Source organism: Pantoea sp. SM3, from assembly GCF_000963995.1.
GTDB lineage: Bacteria > Pseudomonadota > Gammaproteobacteria > Enterobacterales > Enterobacteriaceae > Pantoea > Pantoea rwandensis_B.
Map to the genome: position 1 here is coordinate 84865 of NZ_JZRD01000007.1, position 15543 is coordinate 100407.

The window sequence follows — 15543 nt, forward strand, 5'->3', positions numbered from 1 at the left end:
TATCTGATATTTCATAATTCACTAACAATGAAATAAATGTTTTCTTTGCAGCATCTGATCCGTATCCTATTACAGGAGCCTCACATGGCCATCGATCCAACCCGTTTCTGTATCAACCGTAAAATTGCGCCTGCGCTCTCACTAGAAGCTTTTTTCCAGTTAGTTCAGCGACTGGGTTTGAGCAAAGTGGAACTGCGTAACGATATGCCGGGCGGCAAGGTCACCGATGGTCTGAGCGCGTCGCAGCTGCGATCGCTGGCGAATAAGTATCACATCGAGATCGAGACCATTAACGCGCTCTATCCGTTTAACCGCCCTGATGACGCGCTGTTGAGCAAAGCCGAAGCGATGTTGCAAGAAGCGAAAGCCATTGGAGCCAAAGCGCTGGTGATGTGCCCATTGAACGAGGGTATTGCCATCGCACCAGAGAAAACGCTGGAGGCGTTGCAGATCCTGGCACCGCGCTTCGCTGAATATGGTATTCAGGGGCTGGTTGAGCCGCTGGGCTTCCCGGTAAGTTCACTGCGCTCTGCGGTGCAGACGCAAAAGCTGATTAAGCAGGCGGGCGTGCCGTTTAAATTGCTGCTGGATACCTTCCATCATCACCTGTACGAGAACGCCGAGCAGGAGTTCCCGCAGGAGATTGAGGTGAACCAGATTGGTTTAGTGCATCTCTCAGGCGTGGAAGATACCCGCCCAACGGTGGAACTGACGGATGAAGAGCGCATTATGCTGAGCGACCGCGATGTGCTGAACAGCGTGGCGCAGGTGAAGCGGCTGGAGATGCTTGGTTATAAGGGCATTTACGCATTTGAGCCATTCTCCTCGGAGCTGGAGAAGTGGGGCGCGAAAGAGATTGAACGCGAAATTCGCCAGAGTATTGCGTTACTGCAAGCCTGATTTATAACGGCGGCCGAGGGTGTGTGGTCGCCGTTTCCCCTACCCTTATCTGTGTCCATAACAAGACACACTTTGTTAGTGTTAGGCCTCGGTCGGAGGCCCTTTTTTCCATCCTCGTCATATTTTACGTCATAGCTGCGTTGGCCGCGTTTGTGCGCCCCAGTCACTTACGGACGTAAGCTCCCGGGGATTCGCGCGTTTGCCGCCTTGCTCTGACTTAAACTATTTAGGGTATGCCTGAGTGCCATAACAACGTTTGCACACCTCAATCACTGACGGACGTAAGCTCCTGGGGACTTACAAACTTGCCGCCTTGCTCTGACGTAAACTATTTAGAGGATGCCTGAGCGATTGAAGACCCTGTTTAGATGCGCCTGAGCGATTGGGATGAATGATGTGAGGGTGCTTTATTCATTGAAGTCAGGCATTTTCTTTGATTTCTACGTTCGCCTCTGCGGGCATGCGCTTCATCATGCGTAACGTGCAGAAAAGCGCCAGACATACCAGCAGCGCAGTCAGCAGATACACCAGCGAGACTCCGGCGTAACTCATGATAAACCCCGCAATCGGGCCAGTGATGCCCAATGACAGATCCATAAACGCCGTGTAGGTCGCTAGCGCGCTGCCCTGATTCTGCTGCGGTACCACCTTCACCGCCACCACGCCAATCGCCGGGAACACCAGCGAGAAACCTGCACCGGTTAGAAACGCCCCCATTTTCGCCATCCAGGGATCGAATGAACCCGCCACCAGAAACAGTCCAACCGCTTCGACGGCAAAACAGATACTGGCGACGCGCAGGCCACCGAGTTTATTGATAGCGTTGGGGAACAGCAGGCGCGTACCGACAAAGGCGGCACTGAACATCGTTAGGGCAAAGGCGGCACCATCCCAGCCTTTATCCTGATAGAACAGGGTGATAAAGGTGGCGATGACGCCAAACCCTGCTGACCCCATCGCCAGGATCAGGCCAAAACCGTAGATTTTGCCCAGCACATCGCGAAACGGCAGCGGTTTGGCTTTGCTGCCTTTCACCGGCGCACGCGGCAGTGCCAGCGCAATCGCCAGCACGCAGATGGCAATGATGATGCTGGAAAGCAGCAGCAAACCGCCGCTGCGGAAAATCACCACACCCAGCGGTGCACCAATCGCCATCGCGCCGTAGGTGACGATACCGTTCCAGGAAATCACCCGACCAATATGCAGCGACCCAACGCGCGCCACGCCCCACAGTGAAGTGCCGGTGCCAGAGAAGCTTTGCCCCACGCCCAATATTACGCGCCCCAGACACAGCAAAATCAGGCTGAGGACGCCCTGCCCTTCCGTCAGTGCTGAAAGCAGGATACAGATGCCGCTAATCAGGCACCCCACCAGCCCTAGCACCACGACCTTCTTCGGCCCCCACATATCAGCATAGCGCCCGGCATGTGGACGGCTCAGCAGCGTGGCGATGTACTGCAGGCTGATCACCAATCCCGCCCAAAAGGCGCTGTAGCCTAATCCGTCATGGACAAAGCCCGGCAGCACCGCCAACGGCAGGCCAATCGTGAGATAGCTGGCGAAGTTGAACTTCACAATGGAGAGGATCAGAAGATTCAGGCGAAGTCGGCCGTGTTCAGGGGCTGCGGCAGGCTGGTCAGGCATGAGTGATTGCGCTCGTGGGTGACTAAATATTTGTATAGAAGGCTAACTATACGCCTTTTCCTGCCGACTGCATCCGGTGATCGCCCTAATTTGTGGTCATCATTTCGTCATATCGCCCACTTACACTCGCGCCCAACAAATCCCAAAGAGGATAAACAATCTGATGCTGCTCCTGATTTGCTGTCAGGCGCGCGTGCCGCAGTGCTACTCCTTCACGGGAGGTAGCCAGTGACGCATGCCGTGCCTATCGAACTGAAAAATCTCAGATGGTCGGTGAACAATCTGACGATTCTGCACGATCTCTCCCTGACGATTCCCGCAGGCGAAATCCTTGCGCTGCTCGGCCCGAGCGGCTGTGGCAAAAGCACGCTGCTGAAACTGCTGGCGGGTTTGCTGCAACCCACGGCGGGCGAGCTATGGATTGGCGATCGCTGCGCTGCCTCTGCACGTCATTGTGATGCGCCGGAAATGCGCAACCTCGGCATGGTTTTCCAGGATTACGCCTTGTGGCCGCACATGACGGTGGCGCAAAACGTCGCTTTCCCGTTGCGCATGCGCGGTGTGAAAAAAGCGGCGGCGCGTGAACAAGCCGATGCAGCGCTGGCGCAGGTTGGCCTGGCTGATTTTGGCGATCGCAAACCGGCGTTGCTCTCTGGCGGACAGCAGCAGCGTGTCGCCCTCGCCCGTGCTTTGGTTGCCAAACCCGCGATTTTGTTGTTCGACGAACCGCTCTCCAATCTTGACCGCGATCTGCGCGAAACCCTGGTGCATACCATGGCCGATCTGCTGCGCAGTGCGGGCATTACCGCTGTTTATGTCACGCATGACCGCGAGGAAGCCAACACACTCGCCGACCGCATTATTCACCTGGCACAGGGCCAGATTGTTTCCGTTACTCACCTCTCAGGGGACCGCAATGCCATCTCTCAAGTCAGTTAAAACAGGAGCCATCAGCGCGATGATTTTGACTTCCGCTATGATGATCAACGATGCCCAGGCGCTGACGGTTTATACCGCCGGTCCGGGTTCGCTATCAAAAAGTCTTGCCACCGGATTCGAAAAGCAAACCGGTATTAAAGTGAATATCTTCCAGGCCACGACCGGCAAAGTCATGGCGCGCCTGGAAGCTGAACAGGCTAATCCACAAGCCGATGTGCTGATCTCTGCCTCATGGGATACCGCCGAAGATCTGCAACATCGTGGCTGGCTGCTGCCGTATGAAAGCGCCAATGCGGCGAAAGTGCCAGAGCAGTTCAAAACGGCAAACTATGTCGCGCAGGGTATTTCTGCACTCGGCATTGTGTGGAACACCAAAAGCGGCACGCCAGAGCCAAAAACCTGGCAGGATCTGACGGCGCCCGCGTTTAAAGATAAAGTCACCACGCCGGATCCCGCTCTGTCCGGTGCTTCACTCGATCTGTTGATTGGCCTGCAAAACAGCGAAGGCGAGAAAGCCTGGCAGTTGTTTGATCAGTTAAAAGCCAATGGCATGGTGATGAGCGGCCCAAATGCCCAGGCCGTCACACCCGTACTGCAAGGGGCGAAAGCGGCGGTGTTTGGTGCGGTGGATTACGTCACCTATAACAACATCGCGCAGGGTGAAAGCGTCAAAGTGATCTTCCCGGAGAACGGCACCGTGGTAGCACCGCGTCCGATGATGATTCTGAAAAGCAGCCAACATGCCGATGATGCGAAGAAGTTCGTCGATTATGTGCTGTCGGATGAAGGCCAGGAGCAGGTCGCGAAGGCCTGGTTGATGCCTGCACGTACCGATATCAAAGCACAGCGTCCGCTGTTCACCGAGATCAAATTGCTGCCCGCCAATAGCGATGGCAGCAGCGAGCGTTCGGCGGTGCTGAAGCGCTTTGGCGCCCTGTTCGGGCAGTAAATGATGTCGCGTGCCCTGAATGGATTGATTCTACTGGCGCTGACGCTGCTGGTGGCACTGCCGCTGCTGTTTATCGTGCTACAGGCACTGTTTCCACAGCCTGGCGAGGGGAACTGGAGTGGGGCTTTCAGCGCATTACCGGCGCTGTTTGAAGATCCTCAGCTGGTTCCGATGTGGCTGGGCACGCTGAAGATCGGCGGCGGCGTGGCGCTGTGCAGTTTGCTGCTGGGCTTACCGCTCGGCGCGCTGCGCGGCCTATTCCGCCTGCCGGGTGCGGCAATGTGGGATCTGTTATTCCTGATCCCCTTCCTCACGCCGCCCTATATCGTGGCGCTGTCATGGACGCTGGCGCTGCAACGCAACGGCTATTTTGAGCAACTCATCGGCATCAACTTTGATAGCCTGCTGTTCAGCAGCACCGGCATGACGCTGGTGATGACGCTGAATATTTTCCCGGTGGTCTATTTTGCGGTGTCGCGTTCGCTGATGGCGAGCGGTCAGCGCCTCGCCTGGGTGGCTCGCGTCCACGGCGCATCAGCCTGGCGCGCTTTTGCCCAGATCACATTGCCGCTGACGCTGCCGGCGTTAGCCGGTGGCGTGCTGCTGGCATTCACGCTGGCGATTGAAGAGTACGGCGTGCCTGCGGCGCTCGGCACTCAGGCGCATCTGACGTTGATGACGGTCGGTATCGAAACCAAACTGGCGGACTGGCCAATCGACTTACCGGGCGCGGCATCCCTCTCGTTGATGCTGAGCCTGGTGGCGCTCACCGCCTGGTTCCTGCAACGTAAACTGACCGGCAGCAGCGATGTGACGGCAGTGAACGGCAAACCGGTGGTGCAAGAGCTTGCCGAGGGCGGGCGCTGGCTGCCGCTGATGTTGCTGCCGTTTATCCTCACCGTTTTACTCGCCGTGGTACTGCCGCTGGGCGCAATGACGCTGAGTGGATTACTGAATACCCTTTCCGGCGGCCTGCATGTGAATAACCTGACGCTGCGCCATTTCGGCGCGCTGTTCAGTCAGCAAGGGGATGCATTAGCGGCCTTCTCCACCAGCATTGGGCTGGCGCTGGGCGCGGCACTACTTACTGGGCTGCTCGGTTTCCTGATTGCCTGGCGCGTGTCAGAAGGGAAAACGCGCCTGCTGGCGATGATGGATGGCCTGGCGCTGCTGCCTGCCGCCATGCCGGGTGTGGTGGTCGGTGTTGGGTTAATTCTGCTGTGGAACCGCGGCTTCTGGCCGGTTTCACCTTACAACACGATGTTTATTCTGCTGCTTTCCTACAGCTGCCTGCTGCTGCCGTGGCCGGTACGCTATGTCAGCAGTGCGCTGCGTCAGCTAGCCCCCACGCTGGAACCGGCGGCGCGCGTGCACGGCGCATCACGCTTACAGGCGCTGCGCCTGATCGTCCTGCCGCTGGTCGCTCCGAGTCTGCTGGCTGCGATGATGATGGTGTTTGCCGTGGCATCGCGCGAACTGGTGACATCGCTACTGCTGGCACCCGCCGGGACGCAAACCGTGGCGATTTTTATCTGGCGTCAGTTCGAGCAAGGTTCCGTGGGACAAGGGATGGCGATGGCCACCGTGACGCTGCTCGCCAGCCTGACCTTGATGCTGGGTGCCACCATGCTGATGCAGCGCCAGGGGAATAAATAGCACGATGAATCGCGCCGCTACAACTCAGCTGCACATGTCAGTAGCGGCGCAATTTATTGCGCGTTACACAGCGTCCTTGCCGAAAGACGCACTCACGCGTTTCGCTTATTCCTAAATAAACAATCACTTAATCTCGTTCAACTACACTCTCCTGAGCCATTGATGACTCAGGAGAGTAAATGAACAACCTGCCCCAGGAAAAAATTGGCCAGAACATGCTGGTCAAGATGGCGATGCTGGTGATCATTCTGGCGGGCATTCGCGCCGCGTCAGAGATTCTGGTGCCCTTCCTGCTTGCCAGCTTTCTGGCGATTGTGCTGAATCCGCTGGTCACCCTGCTGATGCGTCGCGGCGTGCCGCGTGGTCTGGCCATCACAGCGGTGATCAGCGTGATATTTATCGTCATTCTGTTGCTGGTGGGCGTGATGGCCAGTTCGGCCAGTGACTTCAGCGATACCTATCCGCAAATCCGTAGCATGCTGGAACAAAAGCTCGGCGTGGTGCAGCACTTTGCCGCTCGCTTTCATATCAATATCTCCACGGAAGCCTTAGCCGCCCGGCTCGACCCGAATGTGATGATGGATATGGCCACCACGCTGCTGAAACAGTTTTCCGGTGCCATGACCAACGTGCTGCTGCTGATCCTCACCGTGGTATTTATGCTGTTTGAAGTGCGTCATCTGCCGTACAAAATGCGTAACGCGATGGTCAATCCGCAAATCCGCATCGCGGGGTTACACCGCGCCTTCAAAGGCGTGACCCACTACCTGGCGCTGAAAACCCTGGTCAGCCTGATTACCGGTATCGCCGTATGGCTGGTGCTCGAACTTATCGGCGTGAAGTTTGCGCTGTTCTGGGGCGTCGTGGCCTTTATCCTTAACTTTGTACCCAACATCGGGCCGATCATCGCCGGCATCCCGCCATTTATTCAGGCACTGGTATTGAACGGAACTTACGATGCGTTGTTTGTGGTGGCACTGTTCAGCGCGATTCATATGGTGTTTGGCAATATGCTGGAGCCCAGGTTGATGGGGCGCGGCTTAGGGCTTTCCACGCTAGTGGTGTTTCTGTCGCTGATTTTCTGGGGCTGGCTGCTGGGACCGGTGGGCATGCTGCTGTCAGTACCACTGACCAGCGTCACTAAGATATTGATGGAGACCACGCCGGGTGGCAGCCGACTGGCGATTCTGTTAGGCACTGGGCGGCCGGGATCGCGTCCGCGTTAAAACATAAGCATGGCGGCGCGATGCATCGCGCCGGGTGGCCGATTATTGCGTAAATACGCTGTTATCGGTAATCGCCTGCACATCGACCTTGTTCGGCAAAATCTTCAGCTCGCTAAACAGATCTGACACCTTCTGCACTTTCGCCACATCTTCTGCCGTCACCCCCCGAACGCCGTGCGAAATGCGCGGCGTAATCTTCTGCGCATCTTCCGGCGAGAGACGTGTTAACTGGGCATAGACTGCGTTGTACTGCTGCGGGTGCTCCAGCGCCCATTCGCGGGCTTTGGCTAAACGATGGGTGAAATCGACAATCGCCGCCCGCTTAGCGGGATCGTCCAGCGAACTCTGCGTGGCAGTGACAAACGACAGTGCCGTGGTTAACCCTTTGCCATCGCGCAGCAGGCGTGCACCGTGCTGTTCGGCAATCCCCAGATAGGGATCGAACGTGGCCCAGGCGGCAATTTGCCCGGAATTAAACGCGGCACTGGCATCGGTTGGCAAAACAAACCGCACCGGCACCGTATCGCGTTTTACCTGCGCTTCTTCCAGCGCCTCATACAGCAGATGCTGGGAAATGCTGCCGCGCGCCGATGACACCACCACTTCCTTTCCGACCAGATCTTTCACACTGTGAATCGGTGAATCAGCCGGGACGATCACCCCGTTCGAACCAGCATCGCCGACGTTGGTGGCGATGATCTTCAACGGTACCCCACCGGATGCCGCCATCAGTACCGGGAGATCACCGGCGTAAGAGGTATCGACTGCCCCCGCACGTTGCGCTTCAAACAGCGGTGCCGCACCCTGGAAATTCGCCCAGCGATACTGATAGGGCGCATCTTTCATCACATCGGCGGCCTCAATCAGCGAACGCAGATTGCGCGCCTGATCGCCCAGCACCAGAGTGACTTTGCTCAAATCAGGTGCCGCCTGACTGCTAAACGCCGCGCACAGCAACAGCGTCGAAACAACCGGTTTCATCCATTTCATAGGGGATTCTCAGAGTGCGTTGCGGTTGAGCTGGCGGATGTAAGCATCCCAGTGCAGCTGATATTTGTGGTTACGGATGCTGTTGTCGAAGGCTTGCGCCGCTTTCTCGGATACCGCATCAGGCAGGATGATCAAATCCGCACCGCCCGACTGAGCTGCTAGCTGCGCCTGGCAAGCACGCTCCAGGTAGTAAAGGTTATAGAACGCTTCTTCGATGCTGCCACCGCTGGTGAGTAAACCGTGATTACGCAGAATCAACGCGTTAAGATCGCCAAGATCGGCCACAATGCGTTGCTGCTCATCAAGATCCAGCGCAATGCCTTCGTAATCGTGATAGCCAAGGCGATTGTGGAAGCGCGTGCTGTGCTGCGAAATCATCAGCAAACCGTTGCGCTGCGCAGAGACACCAATGCCCGCCGCCGTATGCGTATGCAGCACGGCATGCGCATCCGGACGCGCACGGTGAATGGCGCTGTGAATCACAAATCCCGCGTGGTTAATCCCCAGCCCCGTCGGGTCATCAATGATGTTTCCGTCGATATCAATTTTCACCAGCGTCTCCGCCGAGATTTCATCGAAGGTTTGACCAAAAGCGTTAATCAGAAAATGGGGCTGATCGCCCGGCACACGCAGAGAAAAGTGGGTGTAGATATGGTCAGTCCAGCGCAGCCTGGCCGCCAGGTGATAGGCCTGCGCCAGCTTCACACGCGCCTGCCATTCGCCTTCGCTGATACGTTGGCGCAGGGAAGCCACATCCAGGGTTTCAGTGCTCATTTTCGCTCCTCATATCAGGTCAATATGCTTTCCCATCATCGTGGCACAGCGCTTTTCCCGCTGGGAAATGCCAATAACGGCAAAACATTGTCAATTAACGCAAAGCGACGCCGATATTTGACCTGAGTCAGTCCAGAGCAAAAGCAAAACGCTAATATGCACGGCCCCTGGAAGTGTTATGCTGCTGACGCCGCAGCTTAGCCCTCATCTGCTGCTTAAAATGACCGAGGAAAGTCAGGTGCCACCGCAAAGAAAAAATCGCGATTTTGGCTGGCTGTTAATTGTCTGTGCCGGGTTATTACCGCTGGTACTGGGCATCCTTTGTACGGCCATTGAAGCGCGGCACACGGTGAGTCAGCAGCAGATCTCCACCGCTAACTCCTTACTCACTCAAGCCGAAAAAATGAGTGATAACGCCTGGGATATGATCACCCAGCTGCGTCAGTTCCATTATCAGCCTTGTGCGAAGATCGAGGATCAGCTACAGCGCGCTGGCACCCTCAACGCCTATTTCCGCTCCGTCGGTCTGCTGAGTGGCGAGAACATTAGCTGCTCGTCTGCCTTTGGTTTAGCCCATGGCACACTGACCCAGATGATGATGCAACCGCCGCCGATCACCGGCAAAGCCTGGTGGAGCATCTCCATTCGGGGCACTTACGGCGTGCCTAATCGACCTGCCGTGGTGTTCGTGCGTCAACTGCCAGACAGCACCGGCTTCTGGGCGGTGATTGATGGCCAGTATCTGATGGACTTTATGCACGCTATTGGCGAGTCACGTGGCTATCAAATGAGCATGCGCTTTAGCGGCGGCGCACCGATTACCAGCGGTCCTGCCGATATCGAGCCCGAGCTGTATTTGAAAAGCGAGCCTTATCAGGCCGAATCCAGCCGCTACCCCATTAGCGTGAATGTCACCGTGCCCGCCTCCGAGTTGCTGAAGGCCTGGCGTCAGGCGCTGTTTATCTTCCTGCCGATGGCGGCAATTTTCTCTATCCTGCTGATGGTATTGACCGCCAACTGGCTGCGCCGCCGCATTTCGTGGGCCGATGAAATCCGCCGCGCGATGCGTAGCCGTCAATTCTCGGTCCATTACCAGCCGGTTTACAGCACGGAAATCGAGCGCTGTAAAGGCGCGGAAGCCCTGTTGCGCTGGCAATTGCCGAATGGTGAGATGATCCGTCCGGATATCTTTATCAGCCACGCCGAATCTGAAGGGATAATTGTGCAACTGACCCAGCATTTGCTGGATCTGATGGCGGAAGATATTCAGGGCTGGGAGGTTGAGCCCGGTTTCCATATCGGCCTGAACGTGGCGGCAGAACACTTGCAACATGCCGATTTCGTGCAGGACATTCAGCGCTTTGCCCGCCGCATTAAAGACAAGCAGATGGTGGTGACGCTGGAGCTCACTGAGCGCAGCCTGATTGATGACGGCGAACTGGTGGCGCGTAAACTCCGCTACCTGCAGTCACACGGCATGAAAGTGGCGATTGATGACTTTGGTACCGGCCACTGCTCACTTTCTTATCTGCTGACCTTCCCGCTGGATTACCTGAAAATCGATCGCGGCTTCATTAACGCCATTGAAGGTCTTGAGGTAGAAACGCCGGTGCTGGATGCCATCATTAATCTGTGCCACAAACTCAAGCTGGACGTGCTCGGTGAAGGGGTGGAAACCTCGTTGCAATTCGAGTACCTGAAGCAACGTGGCGTTGTCTACATCCAGGGCTACTATTATGCCCGTCCGATGGATAATGACCGGCTCCGCGCCTGGCTCAATGAGCAAGGGCGCCAGCCACTTCTCGTTGAGGAATCCCATGAGCCTGAATTGCATCATTCTTGATGATTACCAAAACGTTGCCCTGTCGCTGGCCGATTGGGCATCGCTGCAACCTACTGTCCACACCACCGCACTGACCCGGCATTTTGATCATGAAGATGAACTGGTTCGTCACATCGAACACGCCGATATTCTGGTCATCATGCGCGAGCGCACACCGCTCACGGCCGAACTGATTGGTCGCTTGCCTAACCTGAAACTGGTGGTCACCTCCGGCATGCGTAATGCCTCGATTGATCTGCACGCCTGTGCCGAGCGTTATATCGCCGTGTGCGGCACCGCCAGCAGCAGCGCTGCACCGATGGAGCTCAGCTGGGGTTTGCTGATTGGGCTGGCTCGCCACATCGGGGTAGAAAATCAGGCACTGCGTAATAACGGGCCGTGGCAGCAAACGCTGGGGCTCGGTTTGCAGGGCAAAACGTTGGGCTTAGTGGGGCTGGGTAAAATCGGGGGCGAGATGGCCAAAGTGGCGCAGGCCTTTGGGATGCGCGTTTGCGCATGGAGTCAGAATCTCACCGACTCACGCGCAACCGAATGTGGCGCAGAACGGATGCCTTCGCTGCACGCCTTGATGCAAGCGAGCGATTTTGTCTCGGTGCACCTGGTGCTTAGCGAGCGCTCGCGCCACGTGATTGACCAGGCTGCACTGGCGCAGATGAAGCCGGGCGCGCTGTTGATCAACACCTCACGCGCCGCACTTGTCGACCAGCAAGCGATGATTGCCGCACTGCAATCCGGTCAATTGGCTGGAGCCGGAATCGATGTGTTCGAACAGGAACCGCTACCTGCTGACTACCCGTTGCGCCATCTGCCCAATGTGCTGGCCACGCCGCACCTTGGCTATGTCGCCGACAGCAATTACCGCACCTACTTCACGCAGGCAGTGGAAGATATTCAGGGATGGATAAGCGGCGCACCACTGCGCTCGCTACTCTGAGCGACGGCGTTTTTCGGCGATACGCAGCGCCACTTCCAGAGTGTCATCCGCCAGCGTGACCGGCGGGCGCTGGCCATTCAGGCGCTGGTTAATACGTTCCAGGGTCGGCGTCAGCTGTCCCACCAACTGCTGATACTCATCAAGCTGGGTAATGGGTTGATTACGCGCGATGCTGGTTTGCGTCAGGCGTTGCAGCTGCCGCAAACTCTCGGCCGCCTGGCTGGTGAGCAATCCGGCTTGCCGCCAGGTTTTCAGGCGTTTCAGCAGCTCATCAGGTTGTTGGGCCAGTAACGCCAATTGGGTATCGGCACGTTCACCGCAGTCAATCCAGCCAATCGGTGCCACAGGATCGGCAAGCGTTCGCCGTGCATCAGGCGCATAATTGATAAGATTCCTTTCTACACTGTCAATTTGCGACAGCCAGGGATTCTCAAACAATCGGGCGTTTTTTCTCGACATGAACACTCCACCTGAGCCAGGCGGCAGAGTATTACCGAATGATGACAAGCTGGCAAGCAAACTTACCGCTTCGCTTAATGATAAGAAATTCTTATTTATTTGCGCAACAATCAGGTATGGCAATCAAGCCGCCACTTGTCAGAACAATGGATTAATCAATCAGCGATGCGCAGTTGATATCGCTGATAATCATCAAAATTTTCTCCGCGTTTTTTCAAAAAAAAAATAAATGACACGCTTTGCCTCCTTTTTGATGCATTCCTGGCTGAAACGCACGCATTACGCGGCCTGACGCGCGATAACCAGGATTTTATAAGCTGCGTTTCCTCCGACATTCCGCCAGAGTTTTAGCCAAAAAATAGCCAGTTGTTGGCTGAAACATGACAAATATCACACAAAATCGGTATACTCTGTCGCGGGACGTAATCATTTCGCCCCTAATTATTACCGTTGCTATGCCGGATAAAATCCTCTTTGACGGCTATGCTTAAATCTTCTCAACGCCGTGGACTGGCCACAAAATGTAGTCTGCAGCGTTGAGGATTTTTCGATTTCCAATACAGGGTTACATCATGAAACTACGTAGGAAGCGTGTAAAACCTATCGGGCTGGATGACGTCACGATTATCGATGACGCCCGTTTACGAAAAGCCATTACCGCCGCGTCTCTGGGCAACGCGATGGAGTGGTTTGATTTCGGTGTTTATGGCTTTGTGGCGTATGCGCTGGGTAAGGTGTTCTTCCCGGATGCATCGCCTAGTGTGCAGATGATTGCTGCACTGGGTACCTTCTCGGTTCCCTTCCTGATTCGCCCGCTGGGTGGTCTGTTCTTTGGTATGCTCGGCGACAAATACGGTCGTCAGAAAATCCTCTCCATTACCATTGTCATCATGTCGATCAGTACCTTCTGTATCGGCCTGATCCCCTCTTATGCCACCATCGGCATCTGGGCTCCGATTCTGCTGCTGCTGGCGAAAATGGCGCAGGGCTTCTCGGTGGGCGGTGAATATACCGGTGCGTCGATCTTTGTCGCGGAATATTCGCCGGACCGTAAGCGTGGCTTTATGGGCAGCTGGCTCGACTTTGGCTCCATCGCCGGCTTCGTGCTGGGTGCGGGCGTGGTGGTGCTGATTTCCACCGTCATCGGCGAAGCGAAATTCCTTGAGTGGGGCTGGCGTCTGCCGTTCTTCCTCGCGCTGCCGTTAGGTATCATCGGTTTGTATCTGCGTCACGCACTGGAAGAGACACCGGCGTTCCAGCAGCACGTTGATAAGCTGGAGCAAGGCGATCGTGAAGGTCTGCGTGATGGCCCGAAAGTATCGTTCAAAGAGATCGCCACCAAGCACTGGAAAAGTCTGCTGGCCTGTATCGGTCTGGTGATTGCCACCAACGTGACCTACTACATGCTGCTGACCTACATGCCGAGCTATCTGTCGCATAACCTGCACTACTCGGAAGATCACGGCGTACTGATTATTATCGCCATCATGATGGGTATGCTGTTTGTGCAGCCGGTGATGGGCATGCTGAGTGACCGCTTTGGCCGTCGTCCGTTTATCATCATCGGCAGTATCGCGCTGTTCGCCTTCTCAATTCCGGCCTTTATGTTGATTAACAGCGGCGTGCTGGGGCTGATTTTTGCGGGTCTGCTGCTGCTGGCGGTGATCCTCAACGCCTTTACCGGTGTGATGGCTTCGTCGCTGCCGGCGATGTTCCCAACGCACATTCGTTACAGTGCGCTGGCCAGTGCCTTCAATATCTCGGTACTGATTGCCGGTTTAACCCCGACCTTCGCCGCATGGCTGGTTGAGACAACCAGCAATCTGTATATGCCGGCTTATTATCTGATGGTGGTCGCGGTGATTGGTTTGATCACCGGTATCTACATGAAAGAGACCGCCAACAAGCCGCTGCGCGGTGCCACACCAGCGGCGTCGGATATTGAAGAAGCGCGTGAAATCCTGCAGGAGCATCACGACAACATTGAGCAGAAAATCGAAGATATTGATGAAGAGATCGCTAAGCTCGAGGCGAAACGTAAAAACCTGGTGCAGCAGCACCCGGACATCAACGAGTAATCTTCCCCACTCCCGCCGCCCGGCGGGAGTTTTCGTTTCCGCACACAATCCTTCATCCCCGCTGGCGAAAAGGGGTAAACTGTTGTCACTTTTTTCACCAGCAAAAGTTGTACGAACATGTCTGAATTCAATCTTCTCCAACGTCCAAGAAGACTGCGCAAAAGCGCATCAATGCGTGAAATGTTCCAGGAATCCCACCTTCGTCTGAGCGATCTGGCCCTGCCAATCTTTGTTGAAGAGGGCGTGGACGATTACGTGCCGATTAACGCCATGCCGGGTGTGATGCGTATTCCTGAGAAACGTCTCGCCTATGAAATTGAGCGCATCGCCAAAGCCGGTATTCGCTCAGTGATGACCTTCGGTATCTCGCATCACACGGATGCGACCGGCAGCGATGCATGGAATGAGAATGGCCTGGTGGCGCGTATGTCGCGTATCTGCAAAGACACCGTGCCAGAAATGATCGTGATGTCCGATACCTGCTTCTGTGAATACACCAGCCACGGCCACTGTGGCGTGCTGTGCGATCACGGCGTGGATAACGACCAGACATTGATTAACCTCGGCAAACAAGCCGTGGTCGCCGCGCAAGCCGGTGCGGATTTTATCGCCCCTTCAGCGGCAATGGATGGTCAGGTGAAAGCCATTCGTCAGGCACTGGATGCCGCAGGCTTCACCGATACGGCCATCATGTCTTACTCCACCAAGTTCGCCTCTTCATTCTACGGTCCGTTCCGGGAAGCAGCGGGAACGGCATTAAAAGGCGATCGTAAAACTTATCAGATGAATCCGATGAACCGCCGTGAAGCGATTCGCGAGTCCCTGATCGATGAAGCCGAAGGGGCCGATTCACTGATGGTAAAACCGGCGGGTGCTTACCTCGACATCCTGCGCGATATTCGCGAACGCACTACTCTACCGCTGGCTGCGTACCAGGTGAGTGGTGAATACGCGATGATCAAATTCGCCGCGCAGGCGGGTGCCATCGACGAACGTAATGTGGTTCTGGAGAGTCTTGGTGCGATTAAACGTGCCGGTGCTGACCTGATTTTCAGCTATTTTGCCCTTGATCTTGCCGAGCAAAAAGTGCTCTGATAATCGTTACGCTTAGCAATGGATATCGCAACCGTTGCTAAGCGCTTTATGCCGTT

The 15543-nt window shown here is 55.9% G+C and carries 14 protein-coding genes; 10 read left to right on the forward strand and 4 right to left on the reverse strand.

Features of this window, described 5'->3' with window-relative positions:
* The first annotated feature begins 84 nt into the window (after positions 1–84).
* Positions 85–900, forward strand: a complete 816-nt coding sequence (locus tag VI01_RS04175) for a TIM barrel protein (RefSeq protein WP_045814082.1) — start codon at positions 85–87, stop codon at positions 898–900.
* Between the two features lie 420 nt (positions 901–1320).
* On the opposite strand, the gene VI01_RS04180 is transcribed toward VI01_RS04175, so the two are convergent.
* Positions 1321–2544 carry an MFS transporter gene (locus tag VI01_RS04180; protein WP_045814083.1) on the reverse strand — a complete coding sequence of 408 codons (1224 nt, stop codon included), beginning with the start codon at positions 2542–2544 and terminating at the stop codon, positions 1321–1323.
* Positions 2545–2772: 228 nt separating this feature from the next.
* Here VI01_RS04180 and VI01_RS04185 point away from each other — a divergent pair, with 228 nt between their 5' ends.
* The 4 genes from VI01_RS04185 (at position 2773) to VI01_RS04200 (ending at position 7314) form a co-directional block, all read left to right on the forward strand.
* Positions 2773–3483, forward strand: coding sequence for an ABC transporter ATP-binding protein (locus VI01_RS04185; protein ID WP_045814084.1), 711 nt, complete (start codon positions 2773–2775; stop codon positions 3481–3483).
* Positions 3461–4432: an ABC transporter substrate-binding protein gene (locus tag VI01_RS04190; protein ID WP_197079561.1), complete on the forward strand. Its 972-nt coding sequence runs from the start codon at positions 3461–3463 to the stop codon at positions 4430–4432. Before VI01_RS04185 ends, VI01_RS04190 begins: the two co-directional genes overlap by 23 nt.
* On the forward strand, positions 4433–6088 hold the full coding sequence (locus VI01_RS04195; protein ID WP_197079562.1) for an iron ABC transporter permease: 1656 nt from the start codon (positions 4433–4435) through the stop codon (positions 6086–6088).
* A 179-nt stretch (positions 6089–6267) separates the two neighbouring features.
* Positions 6268–7314, forward strand: coding sequence for an AI-2E family transporter (locus tag VI01_RS04200; RefSeq protein ID WP_045814085.1), 1047 nt, complete (start codon positions 6268–6270; stop codon positions 7312–7314).
* A gap of 42 nt (positions 7315–7356) precedes the next feature.
* On the opposite strand, the gene VI01_RS04205 is transcribed toward VI01_RS04200, so the two are convergent.
* The gene (locus VI01_RS04205; RefSeq protein ID WP_045814086.1) at positions 7357–8304 is read right to left on the reverse strand and encodes an ABC transporter substrate-binding protein; all 948 of its coding nucleotides are present in this window, start codon (positions 8302–8304) and stop codon (positions 7357–7359) included.
* A 9-nt stretch (positions 8305–8313) separates the two neighbouring features.
* Positions 8314–9078 carry a class II aldolase/adducin family protein gene (locus VI01_RS04210; RefSeq protein ID WP_038644243.1) on the reverse strand — a complete coding sequence of 255 codons (765 nt, stop codon included), beginning with the start codon at positions 9076–9078 and terminating at the stop codon, positions 8314–8316.
* Positions 9079–9316: 238 nt separating this feature from the next.
* Here VI01_RS04210 and VI01_RS04215 point away from each other — a divergent pair, with 238 nt between their 5' ends.
* Both VI01_RS04215 and VI01_RS04220 read left to right on the forward strand, forming a co-directional pair.
* Positions 9317–10921: an EAL domain-containing protein gene (locus VI01_RS04215; RefSeq protein ID WP_045814174.1), complete on the forward strand. Its 1605-nt coding sequence runs from the start codon at positions 9317–9319 to the stop codon at positions 10919–10921.
* Positions 10896–11855: a D-2-hydroxyacid dehydrogenase family protein gene (locus VI01_RS04220; protein WP_045814087.1), complete on the forward strand. Its 960-nt coding sequence runs from the start codon at positions 10896–10898 to the stop codon at positions 11853–11855. Before VI01_RS04215 ends, VI01_RS04220 begins: the two co-directional genes overlap by 26 nt.
* Here VI01_RS04220 and VI01_RS04225 read toward each other — a convergent pair.
* On the reverse strand, positions 11847–12314 hold the full coding sequence (locus VI01_RS04225; RefSeq protein WP_045814088.1) for a hypothetical protein: 468 nt from the start codon (positions 12312–12314) through the stop codon (positions 11847–11849). The genes VI01_RS04220 and VI01_RS04225 overlap by 9 nt on opposite strands.
* Here VI01_RS04225 and VI01_RS25305 point away from each other — a divergent pair.
* The 3 genes from VI01_RS25305 (at position 12313) to hemB (ending at position 15487) form a co-directional block, all read left to right on the forward strand.
* Positions 12313–12543, forward strand: coding sequence for a hypothetical protein (locus tag VI01_RS25305; RefSeq protein WP_156149331.1), 231 nt, complete (start codon positions 12313–12315; stop codon positions 12541–12543). The two genes, VI01_RS04225 and VI01_RS25305, sit on opposite strands and share 2 nt — an antisense overlap.
* 343 nt (positions 12544–12886) lie before the next feature.
* Positions 12887–14392, forward strand: coding sequence for a glycine betaine/L-proline transporter ProP (gene proP / locus VI01_RS04230; RefSeq protein WP_045814089.1), 1506 nt, complete (start codon positions 12887–12889; stop codon positions 14390–14392).
* Positions 14393–14509: 117 nt separating this feature from the next.
* Positions 14510–15487, forward strand: a complete 978-nt coding sequence (hemB, locus tag VI01_RS04235; protein WP_034819746.1) for a porphobilinogen synthase — start codon at positions 14510–14512, stop codon at positions 15485–15487.
* Positions 15488–15543 lie beyond the last annotated feature (56 nt).

Excerpts from the sequence above, each read along its gene's own strand:
- VI01_RS04175 (WP_045814082.1), top strand. The coding sequence starts at position 85 with ATGGCCATCGATCCAACCCGTTTCTGTATCAACCGTAAAATTGCGCCT.
- VI01_RS04180 (WP_045814083.1), bottom strand. The coding sequence starts at position 2,544 with ATGCCTGACCAGCCTGCCGCAGCCCCTGAACACGGCCGACTTCGCCTG.
- VI01_RS04190 (WP_197079561.1), top strand. The coding sequence starts at position 3,461 with ATGCCATCTCTCAAGTCAGTTAAAACAGGAGCCATCAGCGCGATGATT.
- VI01_RS04195 (WP_197079562.1), top strand. The coding sequence starts at position 4,433 with ATGATGTCGCGTGCCCTGAATGGATTGATTCTACTGGCGCTGACGCTG.
- VI01_RS04200 (WP_045814085.1), top strand. The coding sequence starts at position 6,268 with ATGAACAACCTGCCCCAGGAAAAAATTGGCCAGAACATGCTGGTCAAG.
- VI01_RS04205 (WP_045814086.1), bottom strand. The coding sequence starts at position 8,304 with ATGAAATGGATGAAACCGGTTGTTTCGACGCTGTTGCTGTGCGCGGCG.
- VI01_RS04210 (WP_038644243.1), bottom strand. The coding sequence starts at position 9,078 with ATGAGCACTGAAACCCTGGATGTGGCTTCCCTGCGCCAACGTATCAGC.
- VI01_RS04220 (WP_045814087.1), top strand. The coding sequence starts at position 10,896 with ATGAGCCTGAATTGCATCATTCTTGATGATTACCAAAACGTTGCCCTG.
- VI01_RS25305 (WP_156149331.1), top strand. The coding sequence starts at position 12,313 with ATGAACACTCCACCTGAGCCAGGCGGCAGAGTATTACCGAATGATGAC.
- VI01_RS04225 (WP_045814088.1), bottom strand. The coding sequence starts at position 12,314 with ATGTCGAGAAAAAACGCCCGATTGTTTGAGAATCCCTGGCTGTCGCAA.
- proP (WP_045814089.1), top strand. The coding sequence starts at position 12,887 with ATGAAACTACGTAGGAAGCGTGTAAAACCTATCGGGCTGGATGACGTC.
- hemB (WP_034819746.1), top strand. The coding sequence starts at position 14,510 with ATGTCTGAATTCAATCTTCTCCAACGTCCAAGAAGACTGCGCAAAAGC.